Annotated in this window: 13 protein-coding genes; all 13 read right to left on the bottom strand. The window is 68.7% G+C overall.

Features of this window, described 5'->3' with window-relative positions:
• Positions 1–14 precede the first annotated feature (14 nt).
• The gene (yjfF, locus tag ACFHW0_RS20440; RefSeq protein ID WP_416609877.1) at positions 15–1,007 is read right to left on the bottom strand and encodes a galactofuranose ABC transporter, permease protein YjfF; all 993 of its coding nucleotides are present in this window, start codon (positions 1,005–1,007) and stop codon (positions 15–17) included.
• Complete coding sequence (locus ACFHW0_RS20435) at positions 1,004–2,074, bottom strand: ABC transporter permease (RefSeq protein WP_416609875.1); 1,071 nt, start codon at positions 2,072–2,074, stop codon at positions 1,004–1,006. Before ACFHW0_RS20435 ends, yjfF begins: the two co-directional genes overlap by 4 nt.
• The gene (locus ACFHW0_RS20430; RefSeq protein WP_416609873.1) at positions 2,071–3,612 is read right to left on the bottom strand and encodes a sugar ABC transporter ATP-binding protein; all 1,542 of its coding nucleotides are present in this window, start codon (positions 3,610–3,612) and stop codon (positions 2,071–2,073) included. The genes ACFHW0_RS20435 and ACFHW0_RS20430 overlap by 4 nt, the downstream gene beginning before the upstream one ends.
• Positions 3,613–3,701: 89 nt before the next feature.
• Positions 3,702–4,694 (bottom strand): ABC transporter substrate-binding protein, encoded by a 993-nt coding sequence (locus ACFHW0_RS20425; protein WP_416609871.1) that lies wholly within the window; start codon positions 4,692–4,694, stop codon positions 3,702–3,704.
• 132 nt (positions 4,695–4,826) lie between these two features.
• Entirely contained in the window at positions 4,827–5,510 is a 684-nt protein-coding gene (locus tag ACFHW0_RS20420) for an L-ribulose-5-phosphate 4-epimerase (protein WP_416609869.1), read from the bottom strand.
• Positions 5,507–7,186 carry a ribulokinase gene (araB, locus tag ACFHW0_RS20415; protein ID WP_416609867.1) on the bottom strand — a complete coding sequence of 560 codons (1,680 nt, stop codon included), beginning with the start codon at positions 7,184–7,186 and terminating at the stop codon, positions 5,507–5,509. The genes ACFHW0_RS20420 and araB overlap by 4 nt, the downstream gene beginning before the upstream one ends.
• A 183-nt stretch (positions 7,187–7,369) precedes the next feature.
• On the bottom strand, positions 7,370–9,010 hold the full coding sequence (locus ACFHW0_RS20410) for a glycoside hydrolase family 27 protein (RefSeq protein WP_416609865.1): 1,641 nt from the start codon (positions 9,008–9,010) through the stop codon (positions 7,370–7,372).
• A 255-nt stretch (positions 9,011–9,265) separates the two neighbouring features.
• Entirely contained in the window at positions 9,266–9,718 is a 453-nt protein-coding gene (locus ACFHW0_RS20405) for an RICIN domain-containing protein (RefSeq protein WP_416609863.1), read from the bottom strand.
• Between the two features lie 83 nt (positions 9,719–9,801).
• Positions 9,802–11,457, bottom strand: coding sequence for an RICIN domain-containing protein (locus ACFHW0_RS20400; RefSeq protein WP_416609861.1), 1,656 nt, complete (start codon positions 11,455–11,457; stop codon positions 9,802–9,804).
• A gap of 118 nt (positions 11,458–11,575) precedes the next feature.
• On the bottom strand, positions 11,576–13,087 hold the full coding sequence (locus tag ACFHW0_RS20395) for a family 43 glycosylhydrolase (RefSeq protein ID WP_416609859.1): 1,512 nt from the start codon (positions 13,085–13,087) through the stop codon (positions 11,576–11,578).
• 140 nt (positions 13,088–13,227) lie between these two features.
• Positions 13,228–14,958: a family 43 glycosylhydrolase gene (locus tag ACFHW0_RS20390; RefSeq protein WP_416609857.1), complete on the bottom strand. Its 1,731-nt coding sequence runs from the start codon at positions 14,956–14,958 to the stop codon at positions 13,228–13,230.
• Positions 14,870–16,267 (bottom strand): glycoside hydrolase family 43 protein, encoded by a 1,398-nt coding sequence (locus ACFHW0_RS20385; RefSeq protein ID WP_416609855.1) that lies wholly within the window; start codon positions 16,265–16,267, stop codon positions 14,870–14,872. The genes ACFHW0_RS20390 and ACFHW0_RS20385 overlap by 89 nt, the downstream gene beginning before the upstream one ends.
• 72 nt (positions 16,268–16,339) lie before the next feature.
• Positions 16,340–17,392 (bottom strand): family 43 glycosylhydrolase (locus tag ACFHW0_RS20380; protein ID WP_416609853.1); only part of this gene is annotated, 1,053 nt, incomplete at its 5' end.

Raw genomic sequence — 17,392 nt, 5'->3', positions numbered from 1 at the left:
TTCCGAGAGGGCGGTCACTTGAAGCGGATGCCGATGAGGCGCTGGAGGAGGATGAAGGCGAAGAGCAGGCCACCGATCACGATCCTCGTCCACCAGGAGTTCAGGCTCCCGTCGAAGGTGATCAGGGTCTGGATCACGCCCAGCACCAGCACACCCAGCACGGTGCCGAACACGTAGCCGGACCCGCCGGTGAGCACGGTGCCGCCGATGACGACGGCCGCGATCACGTCCAGCTCCATGCCGACGGCGATCAGCGGTGCGCCGGAGAGCGTGTAGAACGACAGCAGGATGCCGCCGACCGCCGAGCACAACCCGCTCACCGTGTAGACGGCGATGCGGGTACGCCCCACCGGCAGGCCCATCAGCAGCGCCGACTGCGGGTTGCCGCCGATCGCGTACACGTTGCGGCCGAAGCGGGTGTACGTGAGCACGTAGGCGGCCACGAGCACCACCGCGAACGCGATCAGCACGCTGATCGTCACGAAGCTCCCCCTGGGATCCCCGATGCGCTCCTGCGACACAGCCGTCCAGAACCCGTCGGTGATGGGGATCGACGCGTCGCTGATGAACGTGCACATGCCCCGGGCGAAGAACATCCCGGCGAGGGTGGCGATGAACGGTTGGATCTCGAAGAAGTGGATCGCGCAGCCCATCAGGAACCCGAGAGTCGGACCGATCAGCAGCGCGATCACCAGCACCAGGCCAGCGGGCAGCCCGTTCTGCAGCAGCGACGCCGACACCATCGCGGTCATCGCGACGACGGAGCCGACCGACAGGTCGATGCCACCGGTGAGGATCACGAAGGTCATGCCGACCGCGACGACCAGCAGGAAACCGTTGTCGATGAAGACGTTGAAGACGACCTGCACGTTGGAGAACGCCCGGTACTGGGACACGCCGACGCCGTACATGACCAGCAGCAGGGCGAGCGTGGCCAGGACCGGGACGTGCCGCCGGGGCACCCCGGGCCGCCAGGTGCGGCCGGTGGTCAGCGACGTACTGCTCATGCCGGCACCTGCTCCTTCTCCCGCCGCCCCACCGTGGGCCCGGGTGTGGTTGCGTCCCGTCGGCGGCGGAACCTCGCCCGGAACGCCGGCGACTGGATGAGGCAGACGGCGATGACGACGACCGCCTTGAACAGCAGGGCCGTCTGCGGCGAGATGTTCATGGCGTAGACCGTGGTGGTGAGGGTCTGGATGATCAGCGCACCGAGGATGGTGCCGCCGAGGGAGAACCGGCCGCCCGCGAGGGACGTGCCGCCGATGACCACCGCGAGGATCGCGTCGAGCTCCACCCAGAGACCAACGGCGTTGCCGTCGGCGCTGGACACGTTCGCCGTCATCATGAACCCGGCGATCGCGGCGCAGGCCGCGCTGACGACGTACACCAGGAAGATGACGCGCCCGGAGCGGATGCCGGCCAGCCGGCTCGCCTCGGCGTTGCCGCCGACGGACTCGACGATCAAGCCGAGCGCGGTGCGACGGGTGAACGCGGCGATGAGCAGGGCCACCCCCAGGGCGATGAAGACGGCCAGCGGGAGGGTCAGGAAGTGCCCGAGCCCGATCGCGCGGTACGGACCGGAGTTGATCGTGATGATCTGCCCCTCGGTGACCAGTTGCGCGAGCCCTCGGCCAGCAACCATCAGGATCAGCGTGGCGATGATCGGCTGGATGCCGATGACGGCGACCAGCACCCCGTTCCAGGCGCCGAGCACGAGCGCGGCGCCGAAGGCCAGCGCGAGCGCCGTGAGAACGGTCGCCACGCTGTTCTGGTCGGCTGTCTCGCTGATGTAGAGGCAGGCTATGGCGCCGCTGATCGCCGACAGTGAGCCGACGGAGAGGTCGATGCCGCCGGTGGCGATGACGAGGGTCATGCCCAACGCGACAAGGATCAGCGGGGCGCTCAGCCGGAGGATGTCGACCGGGGTCCCGTACAGGTGCCCGTTCTTGACCTCGACGGAGAGGAAGCCGGGCCGGTAGACCGTGTTGGCGGCGATCATGATCGCCAGCACGAGCGCGGGCCAGAACAGGCGGTGGCCGGTCAGCGGACGGAGGCGCTCGACGACGGCGTTCATCGGTTCACCTCCTCACTGCTGGTTCCACTGGCGATGGTGCGCATGACGCGGTCGGCGTCGAGAGTGTCGTCGTTGTCGATCTGGGCGACCATGGTCCGGTCGCGCATCACGGCGACGCGGTGGCTCAGCCGCAGCACCTCCTCCAGCTCCGCGGAGATGAACAGCACCGCCATGCCGCCGTCGGAGAGCTGCACCACCAGCTTCTGGATCTCGGCCTTCGCGCCGACGTCGATTCCGCGCGTGGGCTCGTCGAGGATCAACAGACGCGGCTCGGTGATGAGCCAGCGCGCCAGAAGCACCTTCTGCTGGTTGCCGCCGGAGAGGTTACGCACCGGCAGGTCCGGGTTCGCCGGCCGGATGCTGAGCGCCTTGACGTACTTCTCGACCAGCTCGTCCTGTCGGCGACGGGAAATCGGCCGTAGCCAGCCGCGCGCGGCCTGCATCGCGAGGATCATGTTCTCCCGCACCGACAGCTCAGGCACGATGCCCTCCGCCCGGCGGTTCTCCGAGCAGAACCCCACGCCGCGGTCGATGGCCTGGACCGGGCCACGCAGGGCCGCCGCGCCACCGTCGATGACGACCTTGCCGTGGTCGGCGCGGTCGGCGCCGAACAGCAACCGCGCGACCTCGGTGCGGCCGGAGCCGAGCAGGCCGGCGAGGCCGACCACCTCGCCGGCGTGGATCCGCAGGTCGAACGGGGCGACCGCACCCCTGCGGCCCAGGCCCGACGCCTCCACCAACGGGGCCTCGCCGGACCGGACGGCACTGGCTCGCTTCTGCTGCTCGTCGAGGCGCTCCAGCACGTCGAGTTCCTTGCCGATCATCTTCTCGACGAGGTCGACCTGGGGCAGCTCCCCGGTCCGGTACTCCCCCACCAGCGTGCCGTTGCGCAGCACCGTGATGCGGTCGGCGATGCCGTACACCTGGTCGAGGAAGTGGGTGACGAAGAGGATCGCCATGCCCCCGTCGCGCAGCTGCCGCATGATCCGGAACAACTGCGCGACCTCTCCCGCGTCCAGGCTGGACGTCGGCTCGTCGAGGATCAGCACCCGGGCCCGTACGTCGATCGCGCGGGCGATGGCAACCATCTGCTGCACCGCCAGCGAATACGCCCCCAGTTGCGCGGTGACGTCGATGTCGAGGTCCAGCCGGGCCAGGAGTGCCCGCGCCCGCCGTCGCGTCTCGCCCCACCGGATGGCGCCGAGGCGGCGCGGTTCCCGGCCGATGAAGATGTTCTCCGCCACGGACAGGTTGGTGCAGAGGTTGACCTCCTGGTAGACGGTGCTCACGCCGGAGGCGGCCGCCTGCATCGGGCCGGTGAAGGCGACCTGTCGACCGTCGAGGGTGACAGTGCCCTCGTCGGTTCCGTGGACGCCGGTCAACACCTTGATCAAAGTCGACTTGCCGGCGCCGTTCTCGCCCATCAGGGCGTGGACCTCGCCCGGAAACAACCGGAAGTCGACATCGTGGAGCGCGCGTACCCCGGGGAATGTCTTGCTGATCCCGGTCATGGTCAGGACCGGACGGCTACCCGTCATCCCATCGGACCTCTTCCGCATCGTGTCGGTAGACAAGAGTGAGCGACGGGTCGGGGTCGCCGTCCCCCGGACGGCGACCCCGACGTCAGTCAGTACTTGCGGTTGGGCAGGGCCGCCTTGGCCTGCTCCTGCGTGAAGGTGGTCTCCTCGGTCTCGATCCGGGGCGGCACCTCCTCGCCGGCGTGGACCTTCTTCGCCAGGTCCATCAGCTGCGGGCCGAGCAGCGGGCTGCACTCCGCGATGAAGTTGAACTTGCCGTCGGCGAGGGCCTGCATGCCGTCCTTCACGGCGTCGATCGTGATGATGGTGATGTCCTTGCCCGGCGTCTTGCCGGCGGCGGTGATCGCCTCCAGCGCGCCCAGACCCATGTCGTCGTTGTGCGCGAAGAGCACGTCGATCTTCGGGTTGGCCTTGAGGAACTGTTCCATGACCTGCTTGCCCCCGGCCCGGGTGAAGTCACCCGACTGGGAGGCGACGATTTGCAGGTTCGGGCTGGCGGCGATCGCCTCGGCGAAGCCCTTCTTGCGGTCGTTGGCCGGCGCCGAGCCGGTGCTGCCCTGCAACTCGACGATGGTGACCGGCCCGGCGGCGGCCTTCTTGTTCTCCACCAGCCACTCGCCGGCCAGGCGGCCCTCCTTGACGAAGTCCGAGCCGAGGAAGGTCTTGTAGAGGGACTTGTCCGCCGAGTCGACGGAGCGGTCGGTCAGGATGACCGGGATGTTGGCGTCCTTCGCCTCCTTGAGCACGGTGTCCCAGCCGGACTCGACGACGGGCGAGAAGGCGATGACGTCGACCTTCTGCTGGATGTAGTTGCGGATCGCCTTGATCTGGTTTTCCTGCTTCTGCTGGGCGTCGTCGAACTTCAGCTCGACGCCCGCTGCCGCCGCCGCCTCCTTGATCGAGATGGTGTTCGCCGTGCGCCAACCGCTCTCCGCGCCGACCTGGGAGAAGCCCAGCGTGATCTTGCCGTCGTCGGCGGAATCGCCGCCGGTGTCGCTGTTGCCGCAGGCCGACGCGCTGCCCGCGAGCAGCACAGCGGCGACGACCGCAATGACGGTGCGTGCCGTTCTCCAGGTTCTCATCGGTTCTCCTCGGGATGGGTGATCCGGACAGGTGGCCTGCCAGGCCGTGCCCGGTGTGGTGATGGGGGGGTGGTTGCGACAAGGGGCTGTGCCGGCTGGGCGTGCCCGGTCAGGAGGTTCGAGGGTGGCCGGTCATCCGATGGTGGAGCGTTGGCCGTAGACGTTCTGGTAGCGGTCGTAGAGCGAGTTGATGTCGGCCTGTGCGATCGACAGTGGCTGCCCGAGTGCCCTCGCCAGGTGCGCGGTACGGGCGACGTCCTCGCACATCACCGCGGCCTTGACCGCCGCGCGGGCGTCCCTGCCGATCGTGAAGACGCCGTGGTTGCGCATGAGCACCGCGGTCGAGCGGTGCCCGGACAGGGTGCTGACGATCCCCTTGCCGATGTCGTCCCCGCCGATCAGCGCGAACGGCCCCACCGGGATCTCCCCGCCGAACTCGTCGGCCTGGGCGGTCAGCCAGCACGGGATCGCCTCACCCCGGGCCGCCCAGGCGGTGGCGTAGCTGCTGTGCGTGTGCACGACGCCGCCGACCTCGGGCATGGCGCGGTAGACGTAGGCGTGCGCCGCGGTGTCGCTGGACGGGGCCCCGCCTCCGTCGACGACGGTCCCGTTCAGGTCGCAGACGACCATCGTTTCTGCCGTCAGGTCGTCGTAGTCGACGCCGCTGGGCTTGATCACCAGGAGGTCCTGCCCCGGGACGCGCGCCGAGACGTTGCCGGAGGTCCACGCCACCAGGCCGTACCGGGTCAGTTCGCCGTGCAGGCAGGCCACCGTCTCGCGCAGGGAGCTCACCTGCCGCGCCAGATCGGAGTTCATACGACCACCTCCAGAACCGTTTCACTCGACACCGCGTCCACGGCAGCGTTCCGAATCGCCCGCAGGCGGAGCATGACGTCGTTGCCGCCTCGACCGAAGTGGTCGTGCAGTGCCCGGTACTCGGCGTAGAGGGCGTCGTACGCCCGCACGTTGTCCGGGTCCGGCTGGTACACGCCCTCGTCCACCCGGCCCATCGCCTCCGCGGCGCGGTGGACGTCCGGGTACGCCCCGGCGGCGACCGCCGCGTGGATCGCCGAGCCGAGCGCCGGCCCCTGGGCGGAGCCGATGATGCCCAGCGGACGGTTGGTGACATCGGCGTAGATCTGCATGAGCAGGCGGTTCGAGGTGAGACCACCCGCGACGACCAGGTCGTTCACCGACACTCCGGCCTCGACGAACGCCTCGATGATCATGCGGGTGCCGAAGGCCGTGGACTCCAGCAGCGCCCGGTAGACGTCCTGCGGCCGGGTCGCCAGTGTCAGCCCGACGACCAGCCCGCTGAGGTCGTGGTTGACCAGCAACGACCGGTTGCCGCTCCACCAGTCCAGCGCGACCAGGCCGTGCGCGCCGACCGGCTGGCATGCGGCCAGCTCGGTGAGGCGCTCGTGCGAGGCGATCCCCGCCGGGGCGGCATGCTCCACGAACCAGCCGAAGATGTCCCCGACGCCGCTCTGTCCGGCCTCGTAGCCCCACGCGCCGGAGCTGATGCCGCCGTCGACGACACCGCACATCCCCGGCACCTCGGCCGGGTGGGTGCCGTTGAGGACGTGGCAGGTGGACGTGCCCATGATCGCCACCAGCCGGCCGGGCTCCAGCGCCCGGGCGGCGGCCACGGTGACGTGCGCGTCGACGTTGCCGACCGCGACGGCGATGCCCGCCGGCAACCCGGTCCAGGCGGCCGCGCGGGCGCTGAGGGTGCCGGCCCGGTCGCCCAAGGGCAGCAGTCGGCCGTCCAGTTTGGTCACGAAGTCGACGAAGCCCGGGTTCAGCGCGCTCAGGTACTCCGTCGACGGATACCGACCGTCCTGCCGGATGCCCTTGTAACCGGCGGTGCAGACGTTGCGGGTCTCCTCGTCGCACAGCTGCCACACGATCCAGTCGGCCGCCTCGATGAAGCGCTCGGCGCGCCGGTAGACCTCTGGGTCCTCCTCGAGGATCTGCAGGCCCTTGGCGAACTGCCATTCGGCGGAGATCCTGCCGCCGTACCGACCGATCCACGGCTCGTTCCGCTCGTGGGCCAGCGCGTTGATCCGGTCGGCGTGCGACTGGGCCGCGTGGTGCTTCCACAGCTTCACCCAGGCGTGCGGCCGGTGGCGCAGCTCCGGGACCTCACACAGCGGGGTGCCGTCGGCGAGCGTCGGCAGCACCGTGCAGGCGGTGAAGTCGGTGCCGATGCCGACGACCTGGGACCGGTCCACGCCGGCGTCCGCCAGCGCGGCGGGGACGGCGTACCGCAGGACGTCGCGGTAGTCCTCCGGGTCCTGCAGGGCCCAGTCCGGGGGCAGAGCAGGACCGCCGTCGGGGAGCACGGAGTCGATCACGCCGTGGCGGTACTCGTGCACCGCGCTGCCGACCTCCGCGCCATCACGAACCCGCACCACGAGGGCCCGCCCGGAGAGCGTGCCGTAGTCGACTCCGACCACGTACCGCTCGTCCCCACCATCCGCACTGCTCATGACCACCTCCGATCGATGACCGGCATAGTGTTAACGCTCACATACAACGCCGTCAAGACACTGGGCCGCAACAGCTCCGTAACGGAAGCGATGAGCAGAGCGTTCTTCACTGATCGGACTCGTCACCCCCGCCCTGCGGCTTCGGCGCCATCGTCATTCCCGATGCGCCGGTCACCGTCGCGTTCAGATGCGGGTCCACCGTTGGTTCGCCGCGCCGGTACAGGTCCACAGGATCAGCGGAGCGTTGTTGGCGGTGCTGCCCCCGCTGGCATCGAGACACTTGCCCGACTGAACGCCACGGACGGTGCCGTCGGCCTGCATGGTCCACTGTTGGTTCGCGCCGGTGCCGCAGGCCCAGAGGATCACCCTGGTGCGGTCCGCGGTGCCGTTGTTCTCGGCGTCGAGGCATCTGCCACCGATGCGTAACTGGCCGGCAGTAGCGGTGATGATCTGGGTGATGCCACCGTTGCAGTCCCAGATGACCGCCTGGGTGCCGTCGTTCGGTACGCCGCCGAGCACATCCAGGCAACGGCCTGATCCGGCTCCGCGCAGGCTGAAGTTCGTGACGGGGGTCGTGGCGCCGGCTCGGACCCGGTACATGACCACCCCGTGCGGCGGGACGCTTGCGCTGATCGCCCCGGTGGTGTTCCGGGCCGCCTTGGTCCAGACGTCGAACAGGCTGTAGGTACCTGCCGCGTCCATGCCGATCTCCGTGGCGGTGGTGGAGACCGTCGCGGTGCTGCCCGAGCGGTTCAGCAGGGCGACCGCGCCTGAGCCGTCGCTGAGCGTCTTGGCCCACACCTCGGTCTCGCCGAAGTCACGGACCCGGCGGGCCTGCCGACCGGCACTGTCCTGGTTGATGGCGAGCACGTCGGGGTTCGTCAGTACCGTGCGTACGTCGGAGGACATCGAGGTGATGTCGTTGCCCGCGATCAGCGGGGCCGCCATGATGGCCCACATGCTAAAGTGCGCCCGGTTCTCGGTGGGGGTGAACGTGCCGCGTACGCCCACTTCGAGCATGTCGGGATCGTTCCAGTGCTGCGGCCCCGCCCAGGGGTGAAGGGGCGCCTGCACGTCGAGAATCTCGGTGATTCCCATGAAGCAGTCGGCGCGGCAGCCGGTGCTCCACCGGTCGGTGATGTCCTCGGTCGTGCGCCACATGTCCGCGACCGAACCCCAGTTGTAGGACGGGCCCGTGTTGGCGTGCACGCTGTTGGGGTTGATCGAGTAGACGATCGGCCGCCCCGTGGCGCGTAGTGCGTCGCGCATCTTCGAGAAGCTCGCGACCTGGTCGTTGACGGTGCCCCAGGGTGAACACCAGTCGTACTTGAGGAAGTCGACGCCCCACGCGGCGAATGTGTCGGCATCCTGCTGCTCGTGGCCCAGTGCGCCCGTGGCACCACCGATGGTGTTGAAGTACTGCGCGCAGGTCTCCTCGCGCGGCGCCTGGTAGATGCCGAACTTCAGCCCTCTGCCGTGAATGTAGTCGCCGAGCGCCCTCATGCCGGACGGGAAGCGCACGGGGTCGGAGCGGAGGTTTCCGGAGGCGTCACGGGTCGTCGCCTGCCAGCAGTCGTCGACGACGACGTACTCGTAGCCGGCCGCCCGCATGCCGGAGCTGACCATGGCGTCGGCGGCCGCGCGGATCTTGGTTTCGTTGATGTCACAGCCGAACGTGTTCCAGCTGTTCCAGCCCAGCGGCGGCCGGACGGCGGGGCTGCCGGGCGCCGCCGGGGCGGGCGGGACGGAAACGAGGGTCGCACCTGCCAGGGCGGTGGCAAGAGCGGTCAGGACGGCCGTCAGAGGCCGCGTAGCCGTTCTCATGGGGGACCTGCCTTCCGGAGACGGGATCGACGGGATCAGGAGACGCGGAAGCTGGCGTCCTGCCGGCCGCTGTCACTGGCGTTCGCGCCGACCGGCCTGTGTGGGCAGGCCCATCGAGCCCTTCCACCACCGGCAGTGCCAGGACGCGGTCCCGGGCGTGCGCCCCTCCCCCGTCACCAACGGTCGGGCCGGACCTCCGGAGATGCCGGACGGCCCGGCCCCTGCGGTGCCGTGGTCGTTCGAAGCGGCGCCAGATCAGACGCTGATCCGACCGGCCCCGGCGCTCGCCGTGACGATGGGCTTCACGTTGCAGGCGGTGTCGAGCCATTCCGACACCTCCATCGCCTTGCTGGAGCGCCGGTTGATCAGACGGACGTAGCCGCCGTCCGAGTCGGGGACCTGCAACTGCTGGTTGGTCGCGTTGAGATCGGGCCACTGCCGGTACTCCGCGCCGTCAGTGGTGTTCCATTCCCACAGATCGACAACTTTGCCGCTGTTGCGGGCCTGCAACCGGTAGTAGCCACTGCCGGAACTGACGAACCGGAACTGCTGCCAGGCACCGTCGTTGCGGGACCACTGCTGGATAGGCGCGCCGTCGGCGGTCGACGTGTCGGCGACATCGAGAACCTTGCCGCTGTGCCGATTGACCAGCACGTAGTAGGCGCTGGTGTCGATGACCGCGGCCTGGGCCGGAGGCGACGCGATCACTGCGCCGACGACGCCGACGACGAGGGTTCAGACAGGCCTCCCGAAATGGCACGCCGAATCGAGCCGGCGCGGCGCGCCACCGCTCAACACCAGTTCAGCGTCGAGTTGACCCTGGTGACGTTGCTGATCGTGTTGTTGGCCCCGCCGCAGGGACTCTGGGTGATATTGGTGCCGCTGACCGTCAGGTTCTGGAAACGGATGCCGGAGGAGATCGGGAACTCCGTGCGCGAGGAGATCCTCACCTCGCCGCCGCCCGTCACCGTCCCGGACACCCCGGCGATGGTGACGTTGTAGCAGTTCTCCACCAGGATCGCGTTGTTCCCCGTGTTCGAGATCGTCACTCGGTCGATGACCGCGCCCCCGGACTCGGACACGCAGAAGATCCCCCGGCCGCCGCCGGAGGCGATCACGTTGCCGACCCGGATGTTGGTCGGGTACGAGCTACCCACCCGGCCGTTGCGGTTGGCCATGCGGAACGCGGCGTACCCGGTCCCGGTGCCGGCGCCCTGCGCGTCGACCGTGCCGACCGTGGCGTTGATCGTGTCGTTCAGCAGCAGGCCGGAGTAGCCGGTGTTCCGCGCCGTGACCGTTCCCACCGTCAGGCCGTCCACACCGTACGTCTCCACTCCGTGCGCACCGGTCCCCGAGACGTACACGTTGTCGATGCGGACGTTGCGCACCTTCACCGCCCGGTCTCCACCGTGGTTGTCGATGCGCACCCCCAGGCCCGAGGAGACCCGCATGTCGATCTGGCCCAGGGTCAGGTTGTTCACGTTGCGCATGAAGATCCCGTACAACGGCGACCCGGTCAGCGTCAGGTTCTGCACCTCGACGTCCGTGGTGCCCCGCGAGTACACCGGCGCCTGGTCGCCCGAACCCGATCCGGTGACGTTGATCGTGCCGCACACCGCCAGGGTCGTGTACGACGGCAGCGACAACCGCGAACCCGCGCTCATCGACCCGGAGCCACGAACCACCACCCGCTGCTTCGACGTCCGGCCCGCCGACAGCGAGTTCACCGCCGCCTGCATCGCCGACAGCATGCTCGAACCCGAATAGACCGTCGACGAACCATTACGGGCCGTCCAGGTGCTACCGCTCAGCACGGCCTCGGCGTTGGTCGCCCCGCTGCCACAACCGGTGCCCGGTGGTGGCGTGGTCGGAGCACCCCCGCCACCCACCCGAACCATCTGCCACTGCTGGTTCGCACCGTTGAGATCGGTGTACTGACTGATCCGGGCGCCGTCGGCGGTGGACCACTCCCATGCCTCCAGCGCCTTGCCGGAATGGCGGTTGATCAGCCGGACATGACCGCCGTCGGAGTCGAGAACCTGGAACTGCTGGTTGGTGGCGTTGAGATCGGGCCACTGACGGTACTCGGCGCCGTCGGCGACGTTCCACTCCCAGAGGTCGACTACCTTGCCGCTGTGCCGAGCCTTGAGGCGGTAGTAGCCGCTGCCGGAGGAGGCGAACTGGAACTGTTGCCACTCGCCGTCGTTGCGGGACCACTGTTGGATCACGGCGCCGTCCTCCGCCGAGGTGTCCCGGACGTCGAGGACCTTGCCGCTGTGTCGGTTGACCAGTACGTAGTAGGCGCTGGTGTCGATGGTTGCCGCCTGCGCCGGCGGTGCGCTGACCACGGCGACACCGGCCGCGCCGGCCAGCGCGGTGATCATGGCCAGCGCCAGGCCGCTACGCCGGCCGCGGCGGATCGATTCGCGGCTGAACGGACTTCTCATGGTTTTCAGGGGCATCGTTCCTCCTGGCATGGTCGAGAGGCTCAGGGCGAGCCCACCGAGGTGACCGAGAACCGCGGTCACCGGAGCCGGTGGGTCGCTGATCCGGGTGGGTGGCTGGCTATTCCAGGTGGAAGGTGGCGGAGGCACGCTCGGCGCTCGAACTCACCGCTTCCACGTGGAGCAGTCCGCCGCGGTGGCGTACGTACCGGCCCGGGAAGTTCTGTGACTCCAGGGAGAGCCCGGCGCTGGCGGCCAGGCCGGACCGGCGGTGGAAGCTCGCGTCAGCGCCGAAGAGGGCCGAGCCGTCGTTCTGCTCCACGTACAGGGCGAAGTCTCGGTGGCGCAGGTAGTAGCCCGGGAAGTTGGTCGACTCCAGCGACACGGATCCGGCGCCGGCGAGGCCGGCGACGATGCGGAACTGCGAGTCGGCCAGGTTGGTCACGTTCGGCTCGACGCGGGCCCGGTGATCGTAGTGTCGGACGTAGCTGGCGGTCAGGTCGTGCGAGCGCAACCGCACCGGGGTGGCCCCGTCGGGCACCGGGATGCCGAGGTTCGGGGTGCCGTCGGCGTTCCAGTACAGCTTCTGGATCCGGGTCCGCCGGTTCGGATCGTTGAGCGGATCGCCGCTGATGTCGCGGTAGTTGCGGTCGTGGTAGACCAGGATGTCGCTCTGCCCGTCCTCCGAGACGGTGAAAGAGTTGTGGCCCGGGCCGTACTGGCCGGTGGCCGCGTTGCTGGCGAACACCGGGGTCGGACTCTTGCTCCAGGAGGCGGCGTCGAGCAGGTTCGCGCCGGCGGAGGCGCTCAACATGCCGAGGCAGTAGTTGGCGTCCGTGGCGCTGGCCGAGTAGGTCAGGAAGACCCGGCCGTTGCGCTGGATCACCGCCGGCCCCTCGGCCACCCGGTAGCCGCGGGTCTCCCAGTCGTACGTCGGCACGACGAGCCGGGTCACCGTGCCCGTGATCTGCCACGGGTTGGCACCCATCCGGGCGAGGTAGACGTTGGAGTTGGTGGAGATGCCGGGCTCCTGCTGCGCCCACGTCAGATAGCGCACCCCACTGACCACGAACGTCGAGGCGTCCAGGCTGAAGGTGTCCCACGGGGTGGTGATCCGGCCGCGCTCGGTCCACGAGCCGGCCAGCGGGTTCGCGTTTGCGTTCTCCAGCACGTACATCCGGATCCGCCACACGTCGTCGCTCCGCCCCGCGGCGAAGTACACGTACCACCGGTTGTTGATGAAGTGGATCTCGGGTGCCCAGATGTGGGCGCCCATCTCCCCGCTGGTGTGCCGGCGCCAGATCGTCGTCTCCGCAGCGGTGGCCAGCCCCTGCAGTGTGGTGGCCCGACGCAGCACGATCCGGTCGTACTGCGGCACCGTCGCGGTCATGTAGTAGTAGCCGTCGGTGTGCCTGACGATGTGCGGGTCGGCCCGCTGGGTCGCCAGCGGGTTGGTGTAGTTCACCGGCGGCGCGGCCTGCGCCGGGCCAGCCACCGGAAGGCCGGCCGACACGGCGAGTATCGCGAGTACCGCGGCCAGGACCGACCGCAGGCGCCAGCGGGTACGGCGGTCGGTGGACCCCGGGCTGATCGCCCGGCGGTTGACTGGACGGAACGGGTGCTGATGCGGCATGTGCCCTCCCAGTTGGGCGAGATCGTCGGTCAGCGGAGGTGAGCGTGAGGGCATCCAGCTCGGCGTGGCCCGAGTCCGGGTTCGAGGGTGCGGAGCATCCCGGTGGGCAGGCGCGGGCCCGCCCACCGGAATCGGCCGGGTCAGTACACGTAGGGCCAGGCAGCGGCGTCGTAGCCGATGCGGTTGATGCCGAGCAGCGACGCGCCGCTGTCGGCGTAGTAGTGGTAGAACAGGTAGTCGCCGTCAGCACCTGCGAGGAACGCCTGGTGGCCGGGGCCGTGGACACTGCCGTGCGAGGCGAGGATCTGAGTGCCCCCGCCGGAAAGCAGGTCCCGACCGGCGCGGTCGACGAACGGCCCGGTCGGGCTCGCCGACCGGCCCACCATGACGCGGTACGTGCTGCTGGCGCCCTGGCAGCAGCGATCGAACGAGACGTACAGGTAGTACCACGCACCGCGCTTGACCACGACTGGTGCCTCGATGCCGGGACCATAGGCGGCGAGGCCCTGCATCGAGGTGCCGAGCCGACGTCCGGTAGCCGGGTCGAGCTGGATCGTCTTGATTCCGGACCAGAACGAGCCGAAGCTCAGCCACCAGCGGCCCTGGTCGTCGACCACGAGGTTCGGGTCGATCGCGTTGAAGTTGTCCGACGTCCGCGACTCGATGACGAGGCCCTCGTTGGTCCAGCTTCCGGACGCGCCGGTGGTGCTGGTGGCCAGGAAGATCGCCGAGCGGTTGGAGCCGAAGGTCGATGCCGAGTAGTACAGGTAGTAGCGGCCGTTGTGGTACGACAGGTCCGGCGCCCACAGGTTGCGCGAGCCACCGGTGTACGTGGTGGTCCACGGCGCGCCACCGGGGAAGACGGCGCCGGCGTTGCGGTAGGTGACCCGGTCGGTCGAGGTTTTCAACGCGATGTTGTTGCCGGTGTGCGCAAGCAGGTAGGTGTCGTCGGGCCGCTTGACCACGGTGGGGTCGTGGACACCGATGTCTCCCGAAACCCTGATGGGCTGCGGGTAGGACGCCGGCGGGTTACCCGTCGGCGGAGGCGGTGTGGTGGTCGGGGTGCTGCCCCCCAGTCGCACCAACTGCCACTGCTGGTTGGCCCCGTCCACGTCGGAATAGCCGGCCAACCTGCCACCATCCGCCGTCGACCACTCCCACACATCGATGACCTTGCTCGACTGCCGGTTCACGAACCGCACGAACCCACCCGCGGAGTCCAGCAACCGGAACTGCTGCGTGGCCGACCCCCGGTCGCTGGTCTGCACCAACCGCGTGCCATCGGTCGCGCTCGGCAACTCCAGCACCTTCCCGCTGTGCCGCGACCGCACCTTGTAGTACCCACCACCGGCATCGACGAACTGCCACTGCTGCACCGCAAGATCGTTACGCGTCCACTGATTCACCGGCGCGTTCTCCGCCGTCGACCAGTCATAGACATCCATCGCCTTACCACTGTGCCGGTTCACGAACACGTACGACGCCGACGTATCCACCGTCGCCGCCGACGCCGACGGCCCCCCGAACACCACCCCCGCACCCGCCAACAACACCGCCACACCCGCCGCCAACCCCACCCGCCACCCACGCCGCCGCGCACCCACCCGCGGCACCCGATCCACACTCACCATCGAAATCTCCTTTCTGACAAGAGGCGTCGCAAAGAATCGTCTGGCCGATCTGATACGGCGGAAGCCCGTATGCGACGTGCGGCTGGGCTCCAGCCATGCCGGCTCGGGTAGTTGGTCGCGGTCTTCGTAATCGCCGGGCCGGCTCAGCGGTTCAGTGCCCGATCTGGAACGTGGCGTCCGCCCGATCCATCGTGCTCGAGGACGCGCTGATCGGGTCGATGCGCAGGACGTAGTCGGCATGCCGCAGGTAGTGATTGCTGAAGTTGTGCGAGCGGAACGAGGACCATCCGCCGTCGGCGAGGCCGGCGGTCCGATAGAAGGTGGCGTCGGCGGCAAAGCCGGAGGATCCGTCGTTCCAAGCCAGGACCAGGACGTAGTTGCTGTGCCGCAGGTACCGGCCGGGGTAGTTGACCGATTCGAACGACACGCCCGAGGAATTCGCCAGTCCAGGTCGTAGGCGCCATTGGGCGTCGGCATAGGGGTCGAACGGGTAGGGGTCGATCCGCGCCGCGTTGCTGGCATGGCGGATCAGGTGGTCGGGGAAGTTGTAGGACTTGATCCGGTTCCAGTTCGGTGCGCCCCAACGGGACAGCATCGCCACGTGCTCGGCGGCGGTGATGGGTGCGATGGTGGGATGCTTGGCGTTCAGCGGCTGGGTGTAGCGTTCCTTGCCGAGCGGGGTCCAGCTGTTGCTGTTGATGTCGCCGCTGCGCCAGACGTAGAGCTCGCCGTTGTTCGGGGAGAACGAGTCGCCCCAGAGGAACCATCCGTTGCGGTCGTTGGCCTTGACCACGATCGGCGCCTCGATGCCGCCATTGACCACGCCGCTGGTGTACGTGCCACGGTCGAAGCTGCGCGGGGCGAGGCTGCTGGACCGGGCGCCGTAGAGCCGGCCGTCGGCGAAGCTCTTGTAGTACAGGTAGTTCGATCCGCTCCCGACGTGCATGGTGGCGTCCAGCACGTCGAATCCCGGGTCGAAGTACAGCTGATGGGCGCTGACCGTACGGAAGTCGGTGGTGTAGTTGACGTAGAAGGAGTCCCGGTTGTTGTTCCTGGCGGAGTACAAGATGCCGTACTGGCCCCGGGAGGCGTCCCAGAACGCCTCCGGCGCCCAGGTGTGGGTTGGCATCGTGTGCATGCGCACCCGGCGGTAGCCGGTGAAGCTGCGCAAGTCGGGAGAATCCCAGACGTGGATGTACTGGTTCTGTTGTGTGAAGTCCGTACCCTTGAGGTCGGTGGCGAGCACGACGAAGGTGTTGTCCTGCTTGCGCATGATGAACGGGTCACGCAGGCCGCCGGTGCCGGCGGTGGGGGTGACGACCGGGTTGTTCTGGTTCAGCGGCGTCCAGGTGAGCCCGTCCGTGCTGACAGCCAGGTGCAGGCCGTAGTTGTTCGCCGCCGACGACGGCGACTCGGTGAAGTAGCCCATGACGTAGCCGCCGTAGGCCAGGGCGGCCCGGGCCGGCGCGGCGCCGTGAGACAGGACGCCGGTGCCAGCGGCCATCGCCGCGGATGCTCCGGCGGCCAGCAGGGTGCGTCGGGAAACCATCGGGTACTCCTTTCCGGCCTCGAATGCGGGCCAGGCGAGGTGCGAGCGGCCGCGCCGGACGGACGGGCTGGTTCACTCCCCGGAGGGAGCGGTGAGGGCGACCCCGAGCCGGGCGGGGGCGCCGAAGTTAGGTGTCCCGTCGGCGTTCCAGGTGAACTTCTGGGCTCGGGTCGACCGGTTCATGTCGCAGCCGCCGCCGGCCGAGTCGTTGGCGTGGTAGACGATCCAGCTCTCGGTGCCGTCGGGTGACGTGAAGAACCCGTTGTGCCCCGGGGCGTAGACACCGTTGGCGTCACTGCGCTGGAAGACCGGGTTCGGCGCCTTGGTCCAGTGCGCCGGGTTGAGGGGCTCGCTGCCGGTGAAGGTGAGCAGACCGAGCTTGTAGTCCGGCCCCCAGCAGGCGCTCGCCGAGTAGACGATCATCGTGCGCCCGTTGCGGTACAGCGGTTCCGGGCCCTCGTTGACCGGATGGGTCTGCCGCTCCCAGGCCAACGTCGGGGAGCTCAACCGAACCCGGCTGCCGCCGAGCGTCCATGGGTTGCTCATCGGCGTGATGAACAGGCTCTGCCCGTAGCTGCCACCGGGGTTGTACGTACCCATCAGGTAGAGCCGGTTGTTGACCGTCATGATGCTCGCGTCGAGCTGCCAGTCGCTGCCCAGATCGGCCTTGAACGTGTACGGGCCCATCGGGTCGGTGCCGGCGCTTTCCAGCACGTGCAGTCGCTGGGTGGGGTTGAAGTCGGGCACGTTCTGCCCGGCGGTGTAGTAGAAGTACCACCGCGGTCCGTTCGGACCATTGATCAGGTGGAACTCCGGCGCCCACATGTTGCAGCAGCCGTTGGGCCGTCCGGCCAGGTTGAAGATCACCTGATCCTGGGCGGTGGCCAGCCCGGCGAGGGTGGTGGACCGACGAATGGTGATCGTCGAGTTCCACGTCGTCGTGGCCAGGTAGTAGACCCCGTTGTGCACCTGGAGCCACGGGTCGGGGCCGTTGCGCTTGATCGGGTTCGTGAACGTCCGGCTGCCGCCCGGTGGGGTGGTGGGTGTTCCGCCGCCCAGTCGCACCAACTGCCACTGCTGGTTGGCCCCGTCCACGTCGGAATAGCCGGCCAACCTGCCACCATC

This window comes from Micromonospora sp. LOL_025 (assembly GCF_048060285.1).
Lineage (GTDB): Bacteria > Actinomycetota > Actinomycetes > Mycobacteriales > Micromonosporaceae > Micromonospora.
This window is presented reverse-complemented; position numbering and strand designations above follow the sequence as displayed.

Bases quoted from the DNA above. Each gene is read 5' to 3' on its own strand.
- araB (WP_416609867.1), bottom strand. From the start codon at position 7,186: ATGAGCAGTGCGGATGGTGGGGACGAGCGGTACGTGGTCGGAGTCGAC.
- ACFHW0_RS20430 (WP_416609873.1), bottom strand. From the start codon at position 3,612: ATGACGGGTAGCCGTCCGGTCCTGACCATGACCGGGATCAGCAAGACA.
- ACFHW0_RS20400 (WP_416609861.1), bottom strand. From the start codon at position 11,457: ATGAGAAGTCCGTTCAGCCGCGAATCGATCCGCCGCGGCCGGCGTAGC.
- ACFHW0_RS20395 (WP_416609859.1), bottom strand. From the start codon at position 13,087: ATGCCGCATCAGCACCCGTTCCGTCCAGTCAACCGCCGGGCGATCAGC.
- yjfF (WP_416609877.1), bottom strand. From the start codon at position 1,007: ATGAGCAGTACGTCGCTGACCACCGGCCGCACCTGGCGGCCCGGGGTG.
- ACFHW0_RS20410 (WP_416609865.1), bottom strand. From the start codon at position 9,010: ATGAGAACGGCTACGCGGCCTCTGACGGCCGTCCTGACCGCTCTTGCC.
- ACFHW0_RS20435 (WP_416609875.1), bottom strand. From the start codon at position 2,074: ATGAACGCCGTCGTCGAGCGCCTCCGTCCGCTGACCGGCCACCGCCTG.
- ACFHW0_RS20385 (WP_416609855.1), bottom strand. From the start codon at position 16,267: ATGGTTTCCCGACGCACCCTGCTGGCCGCCGGAGCATCCGCGGCGATG.
- ACFHW0_RS20390 (WP_416609857.1), bottom strand. From the start codon at position 14,958: ATGCCGACTACGTCCTGCGCATCGACCCGATCAGCGCGTCCTCGAGCA.
- ACFHW0_RS20420 (WP_416609869.1), bottom strand. From the start codon at position 5,510: ATGAACTCCGATCTGGCGCGGCAGGTGAGCTCCCTGCGCGAGACGGTG.
- ACFHW0_RS20425 (WP_416609871.1), bottom strand. From the start codon at position 4,694: ATGAGAACCTGGAGAACGGCACGCACCGTCATTGCGGTCGTCGCCGCT.